The organism is Nonomuraea sp. JJY05 (assembly GCF_043496855.1).
Classification (GTDB): Bacteria; Actinomycetota; Actinomycetes; order Streptosporangiales; family Streptosporangiaceae; genus Nonomuraea.
Genome location: NZ_JBIEIS010000007.1, coordinates 86,067 through 107,403, shown reverse-complemented (window position 1 = coordinate 107,403; position 21,337 = coordinate 86,067). Strand labels below are relative to the sequence as shown.

General features: G+C 71.0%; 14 protein-coding genes. 5 read left to right on the top strand and 9 right to left on the bottom strand.

The genetic code is table 11. From position 1 onward, the window contains the following. Window positions 1-149 precede the first annotated feature (149 nt). The 3 genes from ACFKCF_RS11955 to ACFKCF_RS11945 are packed head-to-tail and all read right to left on the bottom strand — an operon-like array spanning window position 150 to window position 4,869. Window positions 150-3,278 (bottom strand): S8 family serine peptidase, encoded by a 3,129-nt coding sequence (locus ACFKCF_RS11955; RefSeq protein ID WP_394493063.1) that lies wholly within the window; start codon window positions 3,276-3,278, stop codon window positions 150-152. A gap of 30 nt (window positions 3,279-3,308) precedes the next feature. Beyond that, window positions 3,309-4,208: a CU044_5270 family protein gene (locus ACFKCF_RS11950; RefSeq protein WP_394493062.1), complete on the bottom strand. Its 900-nt coding sequence runs from the start codon at window positions 4,206-4,208 to the stop codon at window positions 3,309-3,311. Then, window positions 4,195-4,869 (bottom strand): RNA polymerase sigma factor, encoded by a 675-nt coding sequence (locus tag ACFKCF_RS11945; protein ID WP_394493061.1) that lies wholly within the window; start codon window positions 4,867-4,869, stop codon window positions 4,195-4,197. The genes ACFKCF_RS11950 and ACFKCF_RS11945 overlap by 14 nt, the downstream gene beginning before the upstream one ends. Before the next feature lie 608 nt (window positions 4,870-5,477). Between ACFKCF_RS11945 and ACFKCF_RS11940 the strand changes: the two genes are divergently transcribed. Next, window positions 5,478-5,954, top strand: a complete 477-nt coding sequence (locus tag ACFKCF_RS11940; RefSeq protein WP_394493060.1) for a hypothetical protein — start codon at window positions 5,478-5,480, stop codon at window positions 5,952-5,954. 370 nt (window positions 5,955-6,324) lie between these two features. On the opposite strand, the gene ACFKCF_RS11935 is transcribed toward ACFKCF_RS11940, so the two are convergent. From ACFKCF_RS11935 to ACFKCF_RS11925, 3 genes are all read right to left on the bottom strand, one after another. Beyond that, entirely contained in the window at window positions 6,325-7,701 is a 1,377-nt protein-coding gene (locus ACFKCF_RS11935; protein ID WP_394493059.1) for a hypothetical protein, read from the bottom strand. A gap of 120 nt (window positions 7,702-7,821) precedes the next feature. After that, entirely contained in the window at window positions 7,822-9,576 is a 1,755-nt protein-coding gene (locus tag ACFKCF_RS11930) for an acetyl/propionyl/methylcrotonyl-CoA carboxylase subunit alpha (RefSeq protein ID WP_394493058.1), read from the bottom strand. 24 nt (window positions 9,577-9,600) lie between these two features. Next, window positions 9,601-10,320, bottom strand: a complete 720-nt coding sequence (locus tag ACFKCF_RS11925) for an SDR family NAD(P)-dependent oxidoreductase (RefSeq protein WP_394493057.1) — start codon at window positions 10,318-10,320, stop codon at window positions 9,601-9,603. Window positions 10,321-10,450: 130 nt separating this feature from the next. Between ACFKCF_RS11925 and ACFKCF_RS11920 the strand changes: the two genes are divergently transcribed. From ACFKCF_RS11920 to ACFKCF_RS11910, 3 genes are all read left to right on the top strand, one after another. Beyond that, window positions 10,451-10,723 carry a WXG100 family type VII secretion target gene (locus tag ACFKCF_RS11920; RefSeq protein WP_026214895.1) on the top strand — a complete coding sequence of 91 codons (273 nt, stop codon included), beginning with the start codon at window positions 10,451-10,453 and terminating at the stop codon, window positions 10,721-10,723. Between the two features lie 173 nt (window positions 10,724-10,896). Beyond that, window positions 10,897-12,036: a S8 family serine peptidase gene (locus ACFKCF_RS11915; RefSeq protein ID WP_394493056.1), complete on the top strand. Its 1,140-nt coding sequence runs from the start codon at window positions 10,897-10,899 to the stop codon at window positions 12,034-12,036. Window positions 12,037-12,154: 118 nt separating this feature from the next. Next, window positions 12,155-14,269 (top strand): protein kinase, encoded by a 2,115-nt coding sequence (locus ACFKCF_RS11910; RefSeq protein ID WP_394493055.1) that lies wholly within the window; start codon window positions 12,155-12,157, stop codon window positions 14,267-14,269. A gap of 56 nt (window positions 14,270-14,325) precedes the next feature. Here ACFKCF_RS11910 and ACFKCF_RS11905 read toward each other — a convergent pair whose 3' ends face one another. From ACFKCF_RS11905 to eccCa, 3 genes are read right to left on the bottom strand one after another with little or no spacing between them, the layout of a single operon-like run. Further along, window positions 14,326-15,429, bottom strand: a complete 1,104-nt coding sequence (locus tag ACFKCF_RS11905) for a transglycosylase SLT domain-containing protein (RefSeq protein ID WP_394493054.1) — start codon at window positions 15,427-15,429, stop codon at window positions 14,326-14,328. Continuing rightward, window positions 15,426-15,758 (bottom strand): hypothetical protein, encoded by a 333-nt coding sequence (locus ACFKCF_RS11900; RefSeq protein ID WP_394493053.1) that lies wholly within the window; start codon window positions 15,756-15,758, stop codon window positions 15,426-15,428. Before ACFKCF_RS11900 ends, ACFKCF_RS11905 begins: the two co-directional genes overlap by 4 nt. After that, window positions 15,758-19,747: a type VII secretion protein EccCa gene (gene eccCa / locus ACFKCF_RS11895; RefSeq protein ID WP_394493052.1), complete on the bottom strand. Its 3,990-nt coding sequence runs from the start codon at window positions 19,745-19,747 to the stop codon at window positions 15,758-15,760. The genes ACFKCF_RS11900 and eccCa overlap by 1 nt, the downstream gene beginning before the upstream one ends. Window positions 19,748-19,848: 101 nt before the next feature. Between eccCa and eccD the strand changes: the two genes are divergently transcribed. Further along, complete coding sequence (eccD, locus tag ACFKCF_RS11890; protein ID WP_394493051.1) at window positions 19,849-21,330, top strand: type VII secretion integral membrane protein EccD; 1,482 nt, start codon at window positions 19,849-19,851, stop codon at window positions 21,328-21,330. Window positions 21,331-21,337: the final 7 nt, after the last annotated feature.

Here is a 21,337-nt window from a genome sequence, read left to right as displayed (position 1 = left end):
ACTCGGGACCTGGGCGCGGGGGCCGTCCACCGTGTAGGTCCCGAGCTCGGCCCGGCCCGCACGGGAAGAGCCACAGGATCTGGGCTACTTCGGTTCGCGCTGCTGGACGGCCCTATTTCCGTCTCTAAATGGGCACGTCCCGTTGCGGATCAGCCGACGGCGTAGGCGCGGATGATCAACTGGGTCACCCCGTTGCCGGCGGTGTCGGTGACTGCCGCGCGGAGGGAGACGAATCCGGCCGCGGGAGGGTTCGTCAGCGTGGCGGTCCAGCCGGGACCGGTGCGGGTGAGCGGGACGGGACGCCAGGTGGCGCCGTCGTCGGCAGACGCCTCCAGCCGGATCGATTTCGTCTGCGCCTTCGTGGAGCCGGGGTTGCGCTCGACCCACATGGGCAGGCGGGTTGTGCTGCCCGGCTTGGCGCGGTTGGAGTCGTCCAGGCCCTCGGGGCTGTAGCGGACGGCCATCAGGGGCAGCGGCTGTCGCTTGGCGGTGGTCGTGGACGGGAACGTCCAGACCGATTTCACCTCCGTGGAGAGCGTGGCCTGCCGGCGCATCAACGTGGTCAGCGTGTAGGCGCCGGATCCGGCGGGCAGGTCGGCGCGCAGTTCGCAGCTCTGCGGTTGCTGGGCGTCGCAGCCGGCGAGGTCGGTGGTGGCCAGCGCCTCGCCGTCCTCGGCGAGGGTGGCGGTGCCGGTGGCGGCGGTGTCGGAGCCGGTCCTGCCCGGCCGCCCGTCGGCGAACATCGCCGTCGCGGCGAAGGTCAGGCTGTCGCCGGTGCGGTGGCCGGCCGGCAGCAGGAACGACGGCCCGGTGACGGCGGCGTTCCACACTTCGCTGGTGTGACCGCGTTTCATGAGCTTGCCGCCGTCGGAGGTCAGCGCGGTGCCGACCTGGAGGCCGCTGTCGTAGACCAGCCCCGGAGTCCGATAGTGCACGAGCGTGCCGGGCAGCGCGATGTCGCCTGCCGACGAGACCGGGAACTCGACCATTGAATCGCCGACGTACAGGCTGACCTCGGGTGAGCCCGTGCCAGCCGTTCCGGAGGCTCGGTAGGTCGCGGTGACCTTGGCCAGTTCCTTCTGTCTGGCGTGGTAGGTGGGGTCGTCCGGAAGGCCGCCGCTGCGCCGGTCGACCAGGGTGTAGACGTACGGGCTGGGTGAGAGGTCCTTGCTGAGCCACGTGGTCGCCAGGGTGTAGGTCAGACCTGGTGACGCGGCGGGGATGACGAAGACCTGGGAGTTGGCGTCAAGGCCGAACATGCGGCTCCAGAGGTTCCACGCGCCGTGGTCCAGCCCGAGGGAGGAGACACGCTGGAGTTGGGCGCTCGGGTCGTCGATGGTGGTTTTCGTCGGCTTGCCCTGACGTGTGTCCACGGTGAGCCGCTGGTCGCCGCCGTCAACCTTCAGCGGGGAGTCGGCGATCGTCAGCACAGGCTGCCCGTCGATCTTCTCTCTGATGCTGGTGTAGAGGTTCCAGTCGCCTTTGGGCAGTCGTACTGTGGCCGTCCCGTTCTGGAAGGACAGCGCGTGCACGGTCCCGGTCTCGGCGTCGTAGATCTCGCCTGCCTGGGGGTTGACCGGCAGGCCCTGCCTGCCGACGGCGGTGATGGTGACGTCGTAGGACTCCGGTTCGACGTACGCGCCGGCCAGCGTGCGGATCACCGTCTCGCTCGACCTGGCGGTGACTGTTCCCGGGTACTCGTCCGGGGCCTTCCCGCTCGCGTCGATGGTGAGCGCGACCGACGCCTCGCCCTTGGCCGGGACCGTGACCTGGTCGGACGGCAGTTTCAGCACCTCGCTGTCAGCCGACAGGCTGAGGGTGACCGGGGTGTCGCCCGCGTTGGCGTAGGTGATCGTTTTGGTCGCGGTCCGGCCGCCGGTGCCGTTCCAGGGGAAGGCCGCCCACACGTTGGCCTGCTTGGGCGCGACCTGCTGCCGCAGCGCGCGTACCAGGTCGATCGTCCCGGTGCCCTGCTGATAGAGCGTCGCGTCCTGGGCCGGGGCGGCGCTGCCGATCAGCGCGGACTTGATCTGCGCGCCCGTCCAGTCCGGGTGGCGCTGAGCCAGGATCGCCGCCGCTCCCGCCACGTGCGGGGCGGCCATCGAGGTGCCGCTCATCGATCGGTAGCCGCCCCCGACGGCGGCGGCCATGATGTCGACCCCGGGCGCGGCCACGTCCGGTTTGATCGCGTGGTCGCCCACGCGCGGCCCCTGGCTGGAGAAGTCGGCCATCCGGCCCTGCTTGTCCACCGCGCCCACAGTGAGTGCCGCCTCGGCGCTGGCGGGACTGATCACACTGCCCTTGACGCCGTCGTTCCCCGCCGCCGCGACGAACAGTGCGCCGGTCTGTTCCGACAGGGTGTTGACCGCCTGCTCCAGCGGATCCAGCTCCGGGCCGTCAGGACCGCCCCAGCTCATGTTGACGATCTCGGCCTTCACCTCGACGGCGGCCCACTCCATGCCGGCGAGACCTTCGGACTCGGTCAGGCCGTTGCCTTCGCCCACCTTTCCGATGGCCAGGCTCGCCTCCGGGGCCACGCCCCGGTACTTCTCGCCTCTGCCGGCCACGATCGAGGCGACGTGGGTGCCGTGGCCGTTGTTGTCGCGCATATCCGGCTCATTGCTGAATTTCCCCTCATGCGTCACCGCATCCTTCAGGTCCGGATGGTCAGGGTCGTAGCCGGAGTCGAGGACCGCGACCGTGACGCCCTTGCCCGAGAAGCCCCGCTGCCACGCCTGCGGCGCGCCGATCTGCTTGACGCTCTCGTCTAACGAGAAGGTCCTGCGGCCGTCCAGCCACAACTTGGTACGGCCCGTCACCAGAGCGCGAGCTCCCGTGAGAGTCCGCCAGGTCTGCGCGGCGTTCGCCTTGGACACACGTGCCGCGCTCATGCCCAGACTGGACAGCCGCCGCACCTGCGAGGAACCCAGTGGTGTGGTGATGCCCTGTTCGATGACGGGAATGTCGGGAGTGTCGGCATCGCCGTACCGCCAGGCCAGCAGCTGGGTGACGTCGAACAACCGCCGGTCCAGCACACCCTGCGCGAGCAACGGCGCGGCATCCGACGGGATCACATACAGGTGGCCCCTGCGCACCTGGCTGGAGAAGTCGACCTGCCTGCCGGGCCCCGGCTCCACGCGATGCCCCTGGGCGGTGACCACCACCCGGTCACCGGTGATCAGCGTCACCCCGTTCACCGGCGGGGAAGAGGCCTGCGTGGGTGTGACACCGGTCGTCCCCGCCAGCAAAGCGGCGAGGAGCGACTTGCCTAAAGTCATGATCTACCTCACGTACGAAGGAGAAGGCTCTTACCGGGGAAGCTCGTCCGTCCAACCTGTGGTCAGCTTGATGAACAACCCGCGGTTCGTACCCGCCAGCCCTCCCGTGGCGGTGGGGAGCCAACTGGTGCGGATCACCTGGGACGTCTCCGGATCGACGACCAGCCTGCTCTCCCGCTTCCCGCCCTGGATCATCAGCTCCTCGCCGCCTTCGACCGCACCCAGCCGCTGCACGCCCGGCAGCTCGGCGAGCGCGCGGAACGCCGCCGATCGGACGCCCGCGGGCGCGGGGAGCTCCGCGATCAGCGAGGCCAGCGGCAGGAGGGCGATGTCGTGCTCGCCGACGGGACCGCCCTTCTGCATCGCGGTGACCTTCTGCCGCAACGCCTCGGGGTCGGTCGGCAACGCCTCGAGATCCTCCATGGAGACCTCGGTGCCGCTGTCGGCGGGTCCGAGCCAGAACGTGCCCGAGGGCTCCTTCACCACGCCGGGCCCGTTGCCCGGCCCTCCTCTGCTCCACCGCTGCCCGTCGCGCGTGGTCCAGCTCTCCCCCCAGAAGTGCCGGCCGTCCTCGCTCTCCCGTTTGATGTGCCAGTAGGTCCCAGAACCCTGTGGCGTACGCTCCGCGCTGTCGGCGGCCACGAGCAGGACGTTCTTGGCGGAGGTCAGGGGCAGGACAGTACCGGCGGAGGCCGGTGGCTTGACGGGCACGGCCGCCGGACCGGGGGCGATCACGACGGCGGCGGCCGCCGCGATCGCGGCCGCGGCGGCAAGGCCCGAGACCCGCATGGTCAGCGGCCGCCGGGAGCGCCGGGGAGGCGCCGTACGGGCCATCACGGCCAGCAGGTGCCCCCGCGCGCCGGTCAAGGCGTCCGGGCCGGTTTCCGTCATCTCCGAACGGAGCTGCTTGACCAGCTCAAGGTCGTCCATGGTCTTCCCTTCTCGTCTCGACGGGATTGGCGCCGCCCAGGGCGTGCGCGACCTTGCGGCGGGCACGCGACAGGCGCGAGCGAACCGTGCCGATGGGCACCTGCAACGCTTGGGCCGTCTCCTCGTACGTCAGATCGCCCCAGGCGATCAGCAACAGCACGTCCCGCTCACCGCGGCCGAGTTTCGCCAGTGCGGCGGCCAGGCGCTGCCGGGTGGCCGACGCGGAGACCCGGGCGGCCACCCGCTCGTCGAACGCCGCGACCACCGGATCCTCGCCCGTACGGGCCATGGCCCGGTAACCGCGCACTTCGGCACGCCGGTGCAGGCCGATGACATTCGTGGTGATGCCGTACAGCCAGGGCAACGCCTCCGCACGGCCGAACTCGTACCGGTGGCGCGTCTCGAAAGCCCTGGTGAATGCCTCGGCCACCACGTCCTCGGCGTGGTCGGGCCCGAGGCGCCGCGCGGCGTAGCGGTGCAGGACGGTGGCGTGCCGGTCGAAGAGCGCCGCGAAACGCTCGGGTACGTCCAGGGATGCCGCGATGATGGCGGAGTCGTCCTGGCAATCCGCCAACCCCGCCTGGCCGCGTACCGATGGCCGGTGGTCGTCGGGAGGCGGGGGATCCGTCAAGACGAGCTCCCATTCTGAGGTGGTTGTCACGACCGTCTTTATCCGTAGGGCGTTTTAGAGTTCCCCGTAGAAGTTCCGAACGGGTAGAGGCCGTCCCCGATCAGGCCACGAGTTCGCCGCCAGAGGCCCGCCCACCCGGTGGTGCCGGCAGCAGTGGGCCAAGGAACAGGCCGAGGCGTCGCGCCCCACCCCACTCCGGTGTGTGCAGGTTGTCGTAAACCGTGGCCTCCACGGGTGTGGTGGGCATCGGTTGTGGGGGCCGCCGAGGCCAGGGTGAGCACTGAGAGCGAACGGCATGCGCGAGCCAAGCCTGACAGCGGGCGCTCTTGCGGCGTGCCCGGGCGATGAGCCGGACTGGAGTATCGATCGCAGCACGGTGGGGCGCCCGATCGTCTCCCAGGTGGTCGTCACCGCCGACGACCGCCGTGAGGTGCTCGGCCTGACCGCCGGCGAGCAGGCGTCCTAGACCGAGTTCCCGCGTTCCCTGCGCTCCGTGGCCTTGCACGGCGTCCGCCTGGCGGCGCTGTCGAGTGCGCTGAAGCTGTAAGGGATCGACGCTGGACATGGTTGGGCCTGCAGTTGCACCACTCGACCTGACCGGATGGCGAGGCCGGGGCGGGGGTGACATGCTGAGGCCGGTGAGGAAGATCAAAACAGCGGTTGCGGTCTTGGCGGTCGCGGCGCTGTTCTTCACCCTGGCCTATGGGCACGCAGCAGTGACTCTGACAATGTGCAAGATACGCGTGGCGCAGCAGCATTCTGTGCTGGAGCGGGACGTGACCCCGTTGTTCCCCGCGGACTCGGTCACAGCCATCGACCGTGAGGACAACTGCCAGTTCGAACCGGAACCTGACTTGATTCCCTCACCGAGCGCCAGCGTGGTCGTAACGGTGGCGGGCGTCCGGCACGTGTGGGATGCGCTGGCGGTGATGCAGCGCGAAGGCTGGCGATTTGATGAGCCCTTCGAAGAACTCGATCCGTTCGGCCCGATTCCGGGGCTGACGAAGAAGTTTTCGCACGGCACCGTCGATGCGGTCGTTGAGGTGATGCCGGACGGCGCCTCTGCGTCCGGCGGTTCCGGGGCGCCCACCTGGGAATTCAAGTTCAGCTATTGATGAGCCTCGAAAGCCCGGTGTGCTGTTAGGTCCCTGCAGTACAGGACGTTGATCGCGTTCTCCGCCTGGCCGCGCAGCCACATACTGTGCCAAGGATCGGTGGGTTTGCGGACAGTCGCCAACCACCAAGATCACGATCTTCGAGTGGCTGGTAGAAACCCGATTCAGGGGCGCGGCACTCGGTCAACGCCGGGGTCTGGGGGTCGGGAGACCCCCAGCCGGGCGGTTGCCCCCACAAGGCGCAGCCCGAGCGCTCCAGCGCGAAGCGCGTCCAGTGCGAGGACACCTCGCTTGTGGGGGTCGAAGGGGGCGGAAGCCCCCTGGGAAACACGGCCCGGAGGCCCATGCCGTTGGGCTTGGGCCTCCGGGGTTACCAGTCGCCGCCGCCGAAGTCGCCTCCGCCACCGAAGTCGCCCCAGCCGCCGCCGTCGCCGCCGCCGAAGTCGCCGCCACCGCCGAAGTCGCCGCCACCGCCGTCAGCGGCGCCTTCGGCGTAGCCGGCGCCGTAGCCGCCGTAGCCCCAGCCGCCGCTGAGCAGGCTGCCCATCATGGTGCCGATGAACATGCCGGTCATGATGTCGCCGAAGCCGCCGTAGTAGCCGTACGCGTACGGCTGATACGCGGGTCCCGCGTCGTAGTAGGGGCGGCGCTGGCCGTCGACCATGACCTCGCGCATCTGCGGGTCGAAGCCGCGCTCCACGGCCTCGGCGTCCATCTTGCAGGCGGGCACGTCGCGGACGGCGCCACCGGCCGGGGCCCAGCGGACGTCGCGGACGGACGGGCCGTGCTGCGGGTTGAAGAAGCAGGGGGCGCGCCGCTCGGGGACCGGCTCGTTGTGAACCTTGGCCTTCACCACGGCCAGCGCGTAGCGGCCGTCCTCGAGGGTCTGGGTGACCTCGCGGACCTGCTCGGCGCGCTGGACGTTGGCCAGCTGGGTCTTGGCCTTCTCGTAGGAGTCGAGCGCCTGCTGCCACTCCTCGATGTGCTTGCCGCCCTCACCGGCGAGCGTCACGTCGGTGTCGAGGGAGGTGATCTCCTCGCCCAGCTTGGTGACGTCCTCGTCCACGGTCTGCTTGACGGCCGCCAGGTCCTTGGCGTCCTGGAGGGCCTTCTTCTTCTTGCGGTTGCTGGAGTAGAGGAAGTAGCCGCCACCGCCGACCACGACCAGCCCGCCCAGGGCGATCAGCGCGGCGGTGCCGCCGGCGCCGGGGTTGGCCTGGCTGCCGCTGTCGAGGGCGGAGCGCTTGCCGTCGACGGCGAGGTCGACGCGGTTGACGAAGTCCTTCATGCCGTCAACGATGTTGCCGGAGTTGTTGCTCACCGCGAGGTTGGCCAGCTCGCCCGCGACACCCTGCCTGCGGATGGCGCTCGAGGCGGCGAACAGCGTCTGGCCGTCGAGCACGGCGAAGGTGGCGCGGTTGCGGCCGGCCTTCGTGAGCTCGGAGTTGAGCGAGGTCATGTAGGAAGCAATCGTGGAGTTGTCCAGCGTGCCGTCGGGGAGCGCCACGGCGTAGATCTTGCTGTCGGCCCCCTTCAGCGCGTCACGGATCTCATTCTGCTGGTCCGACGACAGCGGTGAACCGGACTCCACGAAAAGCGGGTCCTTCTTGTCCTTCCAGTAGGACACCACCGACTGAGCATCAGGGGGTGCCGCCGCGTTGGCGGCAGGGGACAGCGCAAGCACGACGATGAGACCGGCGATCAGAGCCGCGAGCGCGGCCCCTGCTCGGCGCAGCGAGTGGGTCATTGGCAGCAAGCCTCCTTCGCCCATGAGGACGAACGAGCGGTCGGCAAAGTTCCTCACTGCGCACGTTACCTGTCCGCGAGCGCGCAGGCGCACACCGTGGCGAAGATGCCGGAATCTCCGTCAGGTGTCCTTGATCTCACAGATGGCGGCGCCGGACGTAACCGTCTGCCCGACCGTGGCCGTGAGCCCCGTGATCGTGCCCGATTTGTGGGCGGTCAGCGGCTGCTCCATCTTCATGGCCTCCAGCACCACGACCGTGTCGCCCTCGTCGACCACGTCCCCGTCCGTGGCCACGACCTTGACGATCGTCCCCTGCATCGGGCTGACCAGCGCGTCGCCGCCCGCCGCCGACGCCTTCCTGGCGCTGCCGCCACCGCGTCGCGGCGCCTTCGCGGGCGCCGGGGCGGAGGCCCCGAGCCCGGCGGGCAGCACCACTTCGAGGCGCTTGCCCCCGACCTCGACCGTCACCGTCTCGCGAGCGCCGGCGGCGGTGGCGTCCGGGCACGAGGCGATCTCCTCCTCGTACGGCGCGACCGTGTTCTCCCATTCCGTCTCGATCCATCGCGTGTGCACCGAGAACGGCGAGGAGACGAACGCCGGATCGGACACGACGGCCCGATGGAAGGGCAGCACGGTTGGCATCCCCGAGATCTCGAACTCGGCCAGCGCCCGCCGCGCCCGCTCCAGCGCCTCCTGCCGCGTCCGGCCCGTGACGACCAGCTTCGCCACCAGCGAGTCGAACGTCGGCGGCACCGTCATCCCCGCCTCGTAACCGGCGTCGAGGCGCACCCCGGGCCCGGCGGGCGGGCGCATGACGGTCAGCGTTCCGGGGGCGGGCAGGAAGTTGCGCCCGGCGTCCTCCGCGTTGATCCGGAACTCGATCGAGTGCCCGCGCAGCTCCGGGTCGCCGTACTCCAGCGCCTCCCCGTCGGCGATCCTGAACATCTCCCGCACCAGGTCGATCCCCGACACCTCCTCGGTGACCGGGTGCTCGACCTGCAGCCGGGTGTTCACCTCGAGGAACGAGATCGTCCCGTCCTGCCCCACGAGGAACTCGCACGTGCCGGCCCCGACGTAGCCCGCCTCCTTCAGGATGGCCTTGGAGGCGGAGTAGAGGATCTCCACCTGCTCCCGCGACAGGAACGGCGCCGGCGCCTCCTCCACCAGCTTCTGGTGGCGGCGCTGGAGCGAGCAGTCGCGCGTGCTGACCACGACCACGTTGCCGTGCGCGTCGGCCAGGCACTGCGTCTCGACGTGGCGCGGCCGGTCGAGGTAGCGCTCCACGAAGCACTCGCCCCGCCCGAACGACGCGACGGCCTCGCGCACGGCCGACTCGTACAGCTCGGCGACCTCCGCCAGGTCGCGCGCCACCTTGATGCCGCGCCCGCCGCCGCCGTAGGCCGCCTTGATCGCGATCGGCAGCCCGTGCTCCTCTGCGAACGCCACGACCTCGGCCGCCCCGGAGACGGGGTCCTTGGTGCCCGCGACCAGCGGCGCGCCGACCTTCTGCGCGATGTGCCTGGCCCGCACCTTGTCGCCGAGCGCCGCGATGGCGTCCGGCGGCGGGCCGATCCAGATCAGGCCCGCGTCGATGACGGCCTGCGCGAAGGCGGCGTTCTCGGCCAGGAAGCCGTATCCGGGATGTACGGCGTCGGCGCCGGAGCGCCGCGCGACGTCGAGCAGCTTGGCGATGTCGAGGTAGGTCTCGGCGGGGGACCGGCCGCCCAGCGCGTACGCCTCGTCGGCGACCTTGGCGTGCAGCGCGTCGAGGTCCTGGTCGGCGTAGACGGCCACACTTCCGATCCCGGCGTCCTGGCACGCGCGGGCCACCCGTACCGCGATCTCGCCGCGATTGGCGATCAGAACCTTCCGCACCGACCTAAGTCCTTCCTGAGAGGTTCAGCGGCCCAGGTACGCGCCGCCGTTCACATGGAGCACCTGCCCGGTCACGTGCCTGGCTCCCGCGGAGGCCAGGAACAGAACGGTATCGGCGACGTCAGAGGGGGTGCCAGGGCGCCCGTTACGCGTGTTCTCCACCCGTGCCCTGATGCCGTCGTCGGTCAGCCGGCCGCGGAAGAACTCGGTGTCCAGGACGAGGCCGGGGGCGACCACGTTCGCGGTGATGCGCCGGGGGCCGAGCTCGGCGGCCAGGTCCGCGGTCCAGGACTCCAGGGCGGCCTTGGCGGCGCCGTACGAGCCGGAGCCCGTGCCACGCGCGGCGATGGAGCCGATCGAGACGATCCGGCCGCCCTCCCTCAGCCGCGGCGTCAGCGCGGTAGTGACGAGGACGGCGGACATGAGGTTGGCGTTGAGGTTGGCCCACCAGGCCTCGGCCACGTCCATCAGCTCGCCGGGCTGCCTGCGGTCGAGGTTGGTGTTGCCGCCGGCGTTGTTGACCAGCACGTCCACGTGCGGCGGCAGGCTGTCCAGCGCCTCTTTGACGGCGACGGGGCTGGAGGCGTCGAACGCCACGTGCGCCGCCCCGAGCCGGGTCGCGGCCTCCTTCAGCACGTGTTCGCGGCGGCCGGTGACGGTGACGCGGTCGCCGAGCGAGACGAACGCGGCCGCGACGGCGTATCCGATGCCGGTGCCTCCGCCGGTCACCACAACCTCGCGCATGACCCGAGTGCTCCCCGAGACGAATCCGAACAATCCTCGGGTAGACCATAGCCGCTCGGTATATCTCAGGCGACGGTAGGTGGTCACACCTTAAGTTGAGGGCGCTTTCCCCATGTTCCAGGAGGTATGCATGAGCCAGAGCATGCTCGGCGGCGACCCCGCGGAAATGCAGCAGATGGCCAGTCAGTTCACGCAGCAGTCGGAGGCGGTCCGCACCACCATGACCGCGCTCGACCGTGAGGCCGCCAAGGTCGGCACGGCGTGGACGGGGCCGGGCGCCCAGCGTTTCCAACAGGCGTGGCAGAACTACCGCACGGCCTTCCAGCGCATGACCGAGGAGCTGCAGGAGGCTTCGCGCGTCATCGGCACCTACCGCCAGAACATCGAGTCCGCAACGAAATGAGACGGATCGGGGCCCTGGCGAGGGAGCCGGGGCTTCCTTCCGCCGAAGCCGGATCCCGGCCCGAACCTCGGCCCGGATCCCGGCTTGAATCCCGGCCTGAATCGGGCTTGACTCGGACTTGAATCGGACAGGCCCCACCGCCGCCCGAACCCGGCAAGCTACGCTTTTTCCCCATGATTGGTCGCGCCTTGGTGGCGAGCGTGCTCGCCCTGCAGGTCCCGCTGGCGCCCGCGGCCGTGCGGGACCAGTGCCAGCCGCCCAGGGGCACCATGCAGGTGGGCGAGTCCTGGGCGCAGAAACGGCTCGACCCCAAACGCGTCTGGTCGCTGTCCACCGGCGCGGGCGTGAAAGTGGCCATCATCGACAGCGGCGTCGACCTGCAGCACCCGCAGATCCGCCTGGCGGGCCGGGCCGACCTCACCGGCACCGGCTACCGAGACTGCGTGGGCCACGGGACCGCGGTGGCGGGCATCATCGGCGCCCAGTACATGCAGGGCGTGCTCTTCTACGGCATGGCGCCCGGCGCTCGGCTGCTGTCGTACAAGCAGACCGTCTCCGAGCGGGACGGTGACCCCGAGCTGCTGGTCAAGGCCATCAAGGCGGCCGCGGACGAGGGCGCCGAGGTCATCAACGTGTCGGTGTCGACGAGCGACCTGCCCTCGCTGCGCGAGGTCGTGCAGTACGCGCTGGCCAAGGACGCGGTGATCGTGGCCGCGGCCGGCAACGTCACGAAGGAGGACGGGACCCCCGTGCCCGCCTACCCGGCCGCCTACGACGGGGTGCTCGCGGTGGGCGCGGCGGGCCCGAACGGCATCCTGTCCAACTTCTCCAACGTCAAGACCCCCGTCGCCGTGCTCGGCCCCGGCCAGGGCATCACGTCCACCTGGCCCGGCCGCTCCTATTTCAAGGACCTCAACGGCACCAGCTACGCCGCCCCCTACGTCGCCGGGGTGGCCGCGCTCGTCCGGGCCCGCTTCCCGAAGCTGGACCAGGCCCAGGTGCGCCAGCGCATCATCGCCACCGCCGACGGCGCCACGGGCGGCGGCAAGGGCGCCGGCATGGTCAACCCGATGCTCGCGCTCAGCGCGATCCTCCCGTACGAGCCCGCCGACGCCCCCGTGGTCGCGCCCCCTCCGCCCAGCCCGCTCTCCGCGGACGCCGTGGCCAAGGTCCCGCCCGTGGACCACGACGCGATCAACCTGGCCCTGATCATCGCCGGATCGGCGCTCGGGCTGGCGCTGCTGGTGGCGGTCACCCGCGTCATGATCCCGATGGGCCGCCGCAGGGGCTGGCGGCCCGGCCGCCCCGAGTGACTGGGGCTGCAAGGAAACAAAACGGTGAATTGTCGGGTACGGCCCGAAACTTCTGATGCGGAAGTGAAAGATCTGGTTCAATGTGACTAGATCATGCTTTGCCGTGAAAGGTTTAGTCATGCACGCTTTGCGCCCTGGTGATCCAGAGCGGATCGGCGATCTCAGCATTGTTGGCCGGCTGGGAGAGGGGCCGCGGGGCGAGGTGTTCCTTGGCCGCGAGTCCGAGGACGCCCCCATCGTCGCGGTGAAGCTGCTCCCGGCCGATCCGGACGCCGGCGCCGACGCGCCTGCCAAGCACCTGGCGGCCAAACAGGTCTCCAGCTCGTACGTGGCCAGGGTGCTGGACGCCGGAATGCACGAGGACCGCCCGTACGTCGTCAGAGAGCACGTCGAAGGCAAGAGCCTGGCCGAGGCGGTGGCCGAGGACGGGCCGCTGACCGGGGACGCGCTCGAACGGGTCGCGGTCGGGGTGCTGACCGCGCTGTCGGCCATCCACCTCGCCGGCCGTTCGCACAAGTCGCTCACGCCCCACAACGTGATCCTCGGCCCCGAGGGTCCGCGGGTCACCGACGCCGGGATCGGCGAGCCGGTGGGCGAGATCGCCTACCAGGCCCCCGAGCAGCTGCTCGGCCTGCAGTACGGCCCCTACGCGGACGTGTTCGCCTGGGCGGCGACCATCGCGTTCGCGGCCATGGGCAAGGCGCCGTTCGCCGGCCGTGACGCGGTGCTGAGCGGCGAGCCCGAGGTCGAGATCGAGGCCGAGCCGGTGCGCAGGGTGGTGCTGGCGGCGCTGTCCAAGGAGGTCGGCAAGCGGCCGACCACGTACAGCGCGCTCATGCAGCTGCTCGGCGGCAACGCCAAGCCGCCCGCGGCCACGCAGACCGCCATCGAGGGCGTGCCGATCCAGGGCGTCCCGGTCCCCGGCGTGCCCGGCCAGGGCGGCCCCGTGCCGCCGCAGGACACGCTGGTCGCCGGCCCGCCGCCCGTCCAGGGGCCGCCGTTCGTGCCGGGCCAGCCCGTGCAGGGGCCCCCGATGCAGGGTCCGCCCATGCAGGGTCCGCCCATGCAGGGCCTGCCGGTGCCGCACCAGCACCAGTCCGAGGCGCCGATGTGGGGCCCGCCGGAGCCGGACCAGCAGCCGCAGCACATCAGGCTCGAGGCCGTGCCCTCCGGGGCCGCTCCCCGGCCGCGCCGGGGCTTCCCGCTGGGGCTGGTCGCCGGGGTCGCCGTGGTCGCGCTCATCTCGGCTCTCGGCCTCTGGGGCGCGAACAGGTACGTGAAGCTGCAGCAGGTCAACCCGGCCTCCATGGCGCAGGCCAACGCGGACGAGATCCCGGTGCCCGCCAGCGCCCCGGTGACCCCCGGCACGCAGGGCACGGACCCGCTCGGCGGCGGCGCCGATCCGCAGCAGACGGCGCCCGAGGCCACGGTGCCCTGGGGCGCCACGGCGGCCCCGGACGACTCGGGTGTCGGGCCGCTGACGCTGCCCACCGAGTGGTCCTCGACCGTGCCCCCGGTGCCCGAGCTGACCACCGTGCCCACCACGCCGGCCGCGATCCCGACCCAGCCGGTTCCGCAGCAGCCGGTCGCCACCGCCACGCAGCCGGCTCCGACCAACACGGCCGAGTCGACGCCGACGCCCACCAAGACGCGGCACGCGAAGCCGACGGCGACCGTCACGAAGACGGTGGACAGGACGCCCACCCCGACGCCCACGCCCACGCCCACGCCGACGCCGACGCCGACGCAGGAGCCGACCCCGACGAAGGAGCCGGAGCCGACGCCGACCCCGACTCCGACGAAGACGACGGCCAAGCCGACGCCGACGCCCACCAAGACGACGGCCAAGCCCACGCCCACCCCCACGAAGACGACGGCCAAGCCGACGCCGACGCCCACCAAGACGACGAACCCGTACTCGCCCACCCAGGTGTGCGGCCCCGGCTTCTCGGTCCAGCGGTCCAGCCCCTTCGGCGGCGGGGTGACGTACCAGCTCTGGAACAACAGCACCGGCGAGAACTGCGTGGTCACCCTCAAGACCACTGACATCGGCAAGAAGACGACGGTCAGCGCCACCCTGGAGGTCCAGGGCGGCGGCAGCAAGACGGAATCCGGCAGCTTCGATTACTACGCCGGCCCGGTCAAGCTGCCCGCCAGGGGCAAGTGCGTGCGTTTCTCCGGCAGCGCCGGTGGCACGAGCACCAGCGCGGGCTGGGGCAGCTGCGGAGCCTGAGCGCTCCTTGAACGACAGATGGGCCCGGATCGCTTGGATCCGGGCCCATCTGCCGTTCAGTAGCCGACGTAGCCCAGGCCGCGCTTGGTGTTGACCACGCCCGGCACGTTCGACACCGAGCCGTAGCGCGAGATCGCGTACTGGACGCCCGCGATGATGTTGTCCACCGGGTTGTAGATGTTCTTGTGCCCGGCCAGCGAGTACGAGTTGAACGTCGGGTCGATGGTCTGCATGAGGCCCTTGGACGGCGTGCCCTTGGCCGCGTTGGAGTCCCAGTTGTTGATCGCGTTGGGATTGCCGCCGGACTCGTGCTGGATGATCATCCAGATGTCGCTGGCGTTCATCTTCGAGGCCGGCACGCCGTTCTTCTCCAGGATCGCGATGGCCTGCTCGATCCACTCCTTGACCTGGCCCGTCGGCGCGGGACCGCCTCCGGCGGGCGGGGGGCCGCTGGGGCCGTAGCCCCCGAACCCGGACGTGCCTCCGCCACCGCCGCCGGGCCCGTTCCCGCCGCCGGCCCCCTGCAGGGTGGTACGCGGCTGGTACTCGGGATCCGGCTCCCAGACGATCTTCCGCCCCGGCGCCGGAGTGAACTCCTGCGTGGTGACATCCGGGATCGCGTGGAAAGTGAGCGTGCGATCGTCCAGGAACCCCTTGATGTCCTTCTTGGCCTTGCTGACCGCCTTGTCCGCCGAGTCCACCCACGGCTGGGCCTCGGTCTTCGCCTGATCGACCAGCTTCCGCAACCCGGGCTCCACGTCCGCCTCCTTGGCGTCGGGGTGCTCGCGGTAGTAGGTGGTCTTGTAGCTGGCGGCGTTGGTGGTCAGGTCGCGGCAGATGGAGCCGATCTCGGTGTGCGAGGTACGCAGCGCGGAGGCGGCGGTCTCGAGCGAGGACGCGGAGTTGGACAGCGCCAGCTTCAGGTCCTCGGCCGCGGTGCCGTACTTACGCATATAGGTGGCGAACTGGTTGGAGGAGTGGCCCTTCCAGGCGTCGTCCACCGTCTGGACCGCGGCCCCCAGCGCCCCGTCGAACTCGTTGATGTCGCCCGACACGCTGCGCCAGGCGGCGGCGATCTTGTCGATGGCGCCTGGGTCGCCGGTCACCTTCTTCAGCATCGCGTCGAGCGCGTCGCCTCCGGGCAGGTGGGCGACGCTCATGAGGTCGCCCTGTGGGTCTTGCGGATGTTCTCCTCCACGGTGCTCAGGCCCCGCTCGACCCCGCCGAGCTTCCGGCGGGCCTGGTCCATCTCGCCGATCACCGCGGTCCAGACGTCGTTCGCGGCGGTGGCCAGCGTGCCGGAGTCCTCCAGGTGGCCGAAGGTGTCGGCGGCGACGGCGGTGCGGTTGTTGCGCGGCTCACCGTCGTCGCCGTAGGTGAGCTTGCCGGGGTTGCGTTCGTTCAGCGTCTCCTCGTACTGGCCGGCGGCCTTGTGGATGGCTGTGCGGCACCTGTCCAGCGCCGAGAGGTGAATCTCCAGATCCGCCATCATTCTCCCCGTGTCTTGTCCGCGTCCAGGTATGCCGTCTGCGTCAGGCGCGCGCCGTATCGCCGGTCGACCAGGAAGCCGCGGCCCGGCGGCAGCGTCTGAGGCCGTACGTTGCCGAACAGGTAGCCCTCGTCCTTGCTGCCGGACATGAGCAGCGCCGGTGTGGCCATGTCCTTCAAACGCTGGATGACCGGGTCGAACATGGCACGGCCCGCGCCGCCCATCTGGCGGGCCAGCACGACGTGCAGGCCGATGTCGCGGGCCTGCGGCAGCAGGTCCACCAGCGGGTGCAGCGGGTTGGACGAGGTCGCGACCAGGTCGTAGTCGTCGACGATGATGTACAGGTCGGAGCCCTGCCACCAGCTGCGGTCGCGCAGCTGCTCGGACGTCAGGTTGGCCGGGGGCAGGCGGCTCAGCAGGGCGCCCTTGGCGTCGTTGATCAGGTCGGCGGCGGCCGCGCTGGAGGCGGCGTAGCCGATGCGGTGCGGGGTCGCCGCCGAGTCGAGCAGCGCCCTGCGGTAGTCGATCACGATCATCATGGCTTCGCTCGGCTGCTTGCGCGCCACCAGCCCCTCGGAGATGAGCCGCAGCAGGTTCGACTTGCCGCTCTCGTTCTCGCCGAAGACCACGAAGTGCGGGTCGGCGTCGAAGTCGAGGATGACGGGCGCCAGCGCCGCCTCGTCGATGCCGATCGGGATCCGCTCCCGGTCATCCGGCAGCGCGGACACGGGCAGGACGGCGGGGAGCAGCCTGACGCGCGGCGCGGGCGTCCCCTGCCAGGAGTCCCGTACGGCCTGCACCAGCGAGCGCGCCCCGGCCGCCAGGTCCGCCGAGTTCTGCACCCCGTCGATCCTGGGCAGCGCGGACAGGAAGTGGAACCCGTCCTTCGTCAGCCCCCGGCCCGGCGCCGCCTCCGGCACGGCCAGCGCCTTCTTCCTGCTGACCTCCGACTCGTAGGCGTCGCCGAGCTTGAGCTCGATCTTGGTGCCGAGCAGGTCGCGGATGCTCGGCCGGAACTCCGACCACTTGTTGGTCGCGGCGATGAGGTGGATGCCGTAGCCGAGCCCGCGCGCCGCGATGTCGGTGATGGTCGGCTCCAGCGAGTCGAACTCCTGCCTGAGCGTCAGCCAGCCGTCCACCACCAGGAACACGTCGCCCCAGCCGTCGCCCTCGATCGCGCCCTCCTCGCGCAGCTGCCGGTAGGAGGCCATCGACTCGATGCCATGCTCGCCGAAGTCACGCTCGCGCTGCTCCAGGATGGCGCCGATCTCGGCCACCGTACGGCGCACCCGGTCGCCGTCGAGACGGGTGGCCACGCCGCCGACGTGCGGCAGCCCTTCGAGCGAGGCGAGCGCGCCACCGCCGAAGTCGAGGCAGTAGAACTGGACCTCGCGCGGGGTGTGCATCAGCGCCATGCTGGCCACGAGCGTTCGTACGACGGTGCTCTTGCCGCTCTGGGTGCCGCCCGCCACCCCGACGTGTCCGGCGGCGCCGGAAACGTCCAGCCAGAACGGGTCGCGGCGCTGCTCGAACGGCTTGTCGATGATGCCGATGACGGCGTGCAGCTTGCCCCGGCCCTGCCAGCCCGCGGTCGTCAGGCCGTGCTCGGTGGTGACGGAGAGCGGGGGCAGCAGGTGCGCCAGGGTAGGCGGCTCGGCCAGCGGCGGCAGCCAGATGCGGTGCGCCCCCGGGCCGTGCCCGGCCAGCCGGCCGACCACGACGTCGAGCAGGCTGCGCTGGTTGCCGCCGGCGGGCTCTTCCTCCTCCGGCTTCGGCGCCACCTGGACGGGCTTGGTGATCTCGGGCAGCGGCATGAAGGTGGGGCCGTACTCGACCACCTCGCGGATCGCCGCCGTGCCGTCGGGGGCGACCGCCTGCGCGGGGTCGTCGTGGTGGGCACCGGAGACGTACGCGGCCTTGAACCTGGTCATACCGGTCGTGTCGAACTTCAGGTAGCCGTTGCCCGGCGCCGACGGCAGCTCGTACGCGTCCGCCACGCCCAGCACGACCCGGCTCTCCATCGCGGAGAACGTCCGCAGGCCGACCCGGTAGGACAGGTGGGTGTCCAGGCCGCGCAGCCGCCCCTCCTCCAGCCGCTGGGAGGCCAGCAGCAGGTGCACGCCGAGCGAGCGGCCCAGCCGGCCGATCATCACGAACAGGTCGATGAACTCGGGCTTGGCCGACAGCAGCTCGCTGAACTCGTCCAGCACGATGAACAGCGTCGGCATCGGCCGCAGGTCGGCGCCCTGCTCGCGGGCCCGCTCGTAGTCGCGCAGCGAGGCGTAGTTGCCCGCCGCGCGCAGCAGCTCCTGCCGGCGCACCATCTCGCCGTGCAGGGCGTCGTGCATGCGGTCGACCAGGGGGAGCTCGTCCTCCAGGTTGGTGATGACGGCGGAGACGTGCGAGAGCCCCTCCAGGCCGAGGAACGTCGCGCCACCCTTGAAGTCGACCAGGACGAAGTTGAGGATCTCGGAGGAGTGGGTGATCGCCAGGCCCAGCACGAGCGTGCGCAGCAGCTCCGACTTGCCGGAGCCGGTCGCGCCGATGACCAGGCCGTGCGGGCCCATCCCGCCCTGCGCGGACTCCTTGATGTCCAGCTCGACCACCCGGCCGTCGGCGCCCATGCCGATGGGCACGCGCAGCCGGTTGCGGCCCGCCCTGGGCTGCCAGGTGACGGCGGGCGAGAGCCGGCTCGGGTCGCCCACGCCGAGCAGTTCGGTCAGCGTGGTGTTGGTGCCGAGCAGGTCCTGCGACTCGCCGCCGGAGCCCGCCGAGGCCCGCAGCGGCGCGAGCTGCCTGGCCAGGCCCTCCGCGCGCGCGTAGTCCAGCTTGTCGGGGTCGCCCAGCCGGGTCGTGGACCGCTTGCCCGCATGGTCGATCTTCACCATGTGGAACCCGTCGGGCTGGATCTCCAGCCGCAGCGTGCTGGCCTCCTCGACCGGCCCCGTCGCCTCCGACAGGTCGATCACCGTGACGCCCTGGATGGCGTCGGTGCCGAGCTGGGAGTCGTGCGGCACGTGCCCGCCGTCCACGATCACCACGTGGTACGGCAGCGCGTCCGACGCCGTGCCCGGACGGAACCTGGCCCGCTCCTTCAGCTCGTCGCCCACGAGCTGGTCGAGCTGGGACAGGTTCTCACCCATCAGCCGCACCTGACCGGCCGCGTCCATCTCCTCGGGGTGCAGCGCGTGCGGCAGCCACTTGACCCAGTCCCAGTGGGGCATCCACTCCTTGCTGGCGCACACCAGGACCCGCATGTCGTCGGGGGAGTGGAAGGTGACGAGCTGGGCGATCATCGCCCGTACCAGGCCGCGTACGGCCCGCGGTTCCCCGCTGAGGTGGATCCGGGCGAAGGAGTTGAGCGCCACCGCCACGGGCAGCCCAGAGACCGTGGCGTGCGAGCGCACGAACCTGCGCAGCGCGCCGGCCGTCAGCGCGTCGAGGTCCTCGACCGGCTTGGAGTCGGGCGGGATGAGCTGCACGGCCAGCTTCTGCACGCCCGTGCCGAGCCGTACCGTGCCGAAATCGTCGTCACGCGGCCTGCGCTCCCACAGGCGTGGCCCCATGGCCACCCACCAGAGCGACTCGGGGGCGGGGCCGCTCCACTCCAGGGCCTCGCGCTGCTGGACGGCGGCCTTGCGGACGCGCTTGCGGATCTGCGAGAGGTAGCGGAAGTAGTCGCGGCGCAGGCCGTTGAGCCGGTTCTTGCGCTCGCCCGCGTTGCGGCCGAACTGGCCGACCGTCATGCCCAGCATCGAGACCGCGAACAGGCCGCTGGCCACGTACATGATGGGATTGGCGTTACCGCCCGCGGTGAACATCAGCCCCATGGCCGCCGCGCCTGCCAGCATGGGGACGTACATGAGGACGCCGGTCATCCCGGCGGGCTGCAGCTCGGGGATCTCCGGCGGAGACTCCAGCAGGATTTCCCCACGCGGTGGCTGGGGGCTGGGACGGCGTTCCGGGCGCCGAACAACAACAATGCTCACTGACGGGACAACCCTCCTGTCACCTGGAACACTTTCTTACCAGACGTGCCATCCCTATATGTTCGGCATGTCGGATTTAGTCAGTCAGACCTGGAGTGGCCGTGACCTCGCTCGCCCACCAGCCGATGCAGCCCATGCGGCCGATGCCGCCGGGGCCGCCCGGGCTGCCGCCGACGCATCCAGGCGCTCAGCCGCAGATGCGCGCGCCGGTGGCGCCGTTGTGCCACGTCACGATCGTGGCCCCGCGCCGCCGGGTCGATCTGGCGTTGCCTGCCGACATCCCGCTCCCGCACGTGCTGCCCGGACTGCTGCGCGCGGTCGGCGAGGCCGGCGGCGACGCGGCCGGACCGCCCGGCTGGGTGCTCCAGCGGCTCGGCGGCGCGCCGTTCGACCTCGGGCAGACGCTCGCGTCCCTGGGCGTCCTGGACGGCGAATTGCTCTACCTGCGGCCGAGCGAGCTCACGCTGCCGCCCGCGCTGTTCGACGACGTGGCCGACGTGGTCGCCACGGGCGTCAAGGAGAGCTCGGGCAAATGGGAGGCCCGCCACACCCGGGCCATGGGTGCGGGCGCCGCGGCCATCATGCTCGCGCTCGGCGCGCCCGCGCTGGTGCTGTCCGGGAGCGCGCCGCTGGGCGTGACCGTGGTCGCGGGCATGCTCGCGCTGCTGCTGATCGGCGTCAGCGCGGCCCTGTCCAGGGCCGTCGGCGACTCCTCCGCGGGCGCGCTGATCGGCTACGCGGCGCTGCCGTACGCGTTCCTGGCCGGCCTGTACGGCCTGGTCAGCGGCTCCTCCGTGGGCGGGCTCGGCGCCCCGCACCTGCTGGCCGCGCTGACCTGCACCGCGCTGGTGGCCACCATCGGGGGCACGGTGGTGGCCGACGGCGTGGCGGGCTTCCTCGGCACGTCCATCGCGACCGTGGCGGGGGCGCTCGCGTCCGCCACCGTCATGGTGTTCGACCTGCCCCCGGCGGGCGTGGCGTCGATGACGGTCACGATCCTGATCGCGCTCAGCCCGCTGATCCCCACGCTGTCGTTCAGGATCGCCAGGGTGCCGCTGCCGGCCCTGCCCACCAACGCCGAGGAACTGCGGGCCGACAACCAGCGGCTGGACAGCGAGGGCGTCCTGGCCCGCACCGCGCAGGCCCGCCGGTACGCCACCGGCATGGTCGTCGGCATCGTGCTCACCGCCATCGGCGCGATGGCCTTCCTGGTCACCACGCCGACCTGGATGGCGGTCTCGATGGCCGTCGTGCTCTCCCTGGTGCTGCTGCTGCGCGCCCGCGTCTTCCACGGCCTCGGCCAGCGGCTCTGGCTGCTGGGCACGGGCCTGGCCGGGCTGATCGCGGTGGGGATCGAGCTGAGCGCGGGCGCGGGCACGGTGGCCGCCGCGGCCGTCGTGATGGGCGTGCTCTGGCTGGCGATGCTGGTCGTCGGGCTCGGCCTGTGGCTGCCGACCGGGCGGCTCTCGCCGTTCTGGGGGCGCGCGGGCGAGGTGGTGGACGTCATCCTGCTGATCGCGCTCTTCCCGCTGGCGCTCGGCGTCCTCGACGTCTACACCTGGATCCGCGGCCTGTCGGGCTGACCGCCTT

Bases quoted from the DNA above. Each gene is read 5' to 3' on its own strand.
- ACFKCF_RS11950 (WP_394493062.1), bottom strand. From the start codon at position 4,208: ATGGACGACCTTGAGCTGGTCAAGCAGCTCCGTTCGGAGATGACGGAA.
- ACFKCF_RS11900 (WP_394493053.1), bottom strand. From the start codon at position 15,758: ATGGCGGATCTGGAGATTCACCTCTCGGCGCTGGACAGGTGCCGCACA.
- ACFKCF_RS11955 (WP_394493063.1), bottom strand. From the start codon at position 3,278: ATGACTTTAGGCAAGTCGCTCCTCGCCGCTTTGCTGGCGGGGACGACC.
- ACFKCF_RS11920 (WP_026214895.1), top strand. From the start codon at position 10,451: ATGAGCCAGAGCATGCTCGGCGGCGACCCCGCGGAAATGCAGCAGATG.
- ACFKCF_RS11915 (WP_394493056.1), top strand. From the start codon at position 10,897: ATGATTGGTCGCGCCTTGGTGGCGAGCGTGCTCGCCCTGCAGGTCCCG.
- ACFKCF_RS11910 (WP_394493055.1), top strand. From the start codon at position 12,155: ATGCACGCTTTGCGCCCTGGTGATCCAGAGCGGATCGGCGATCTCAGC.
- ACFKCF_RS11935 (WP_394493059.1), bottom strand. From the start codon at position 7,701: ATGACCCACTCGCTGCGCCGAGCAGGGGCCGCGCTCGCGGCTCTGATC.
- ACFKCF_RS11925 (WP_394493057.1), bottom strand. From the start codon at position 10,320: ATGCGCGAGGTTGTGGTGACCGGCGGAGGCACCGGCATCGGATACGCC.
- ACFKCF_RS11905 (WP_394493054.1), bottom strand. From the start codon at position 15,429: ATGAGCGTCGCCCACCTGCCCGGAGGCGACGCGCTCGACGCGATGCTG.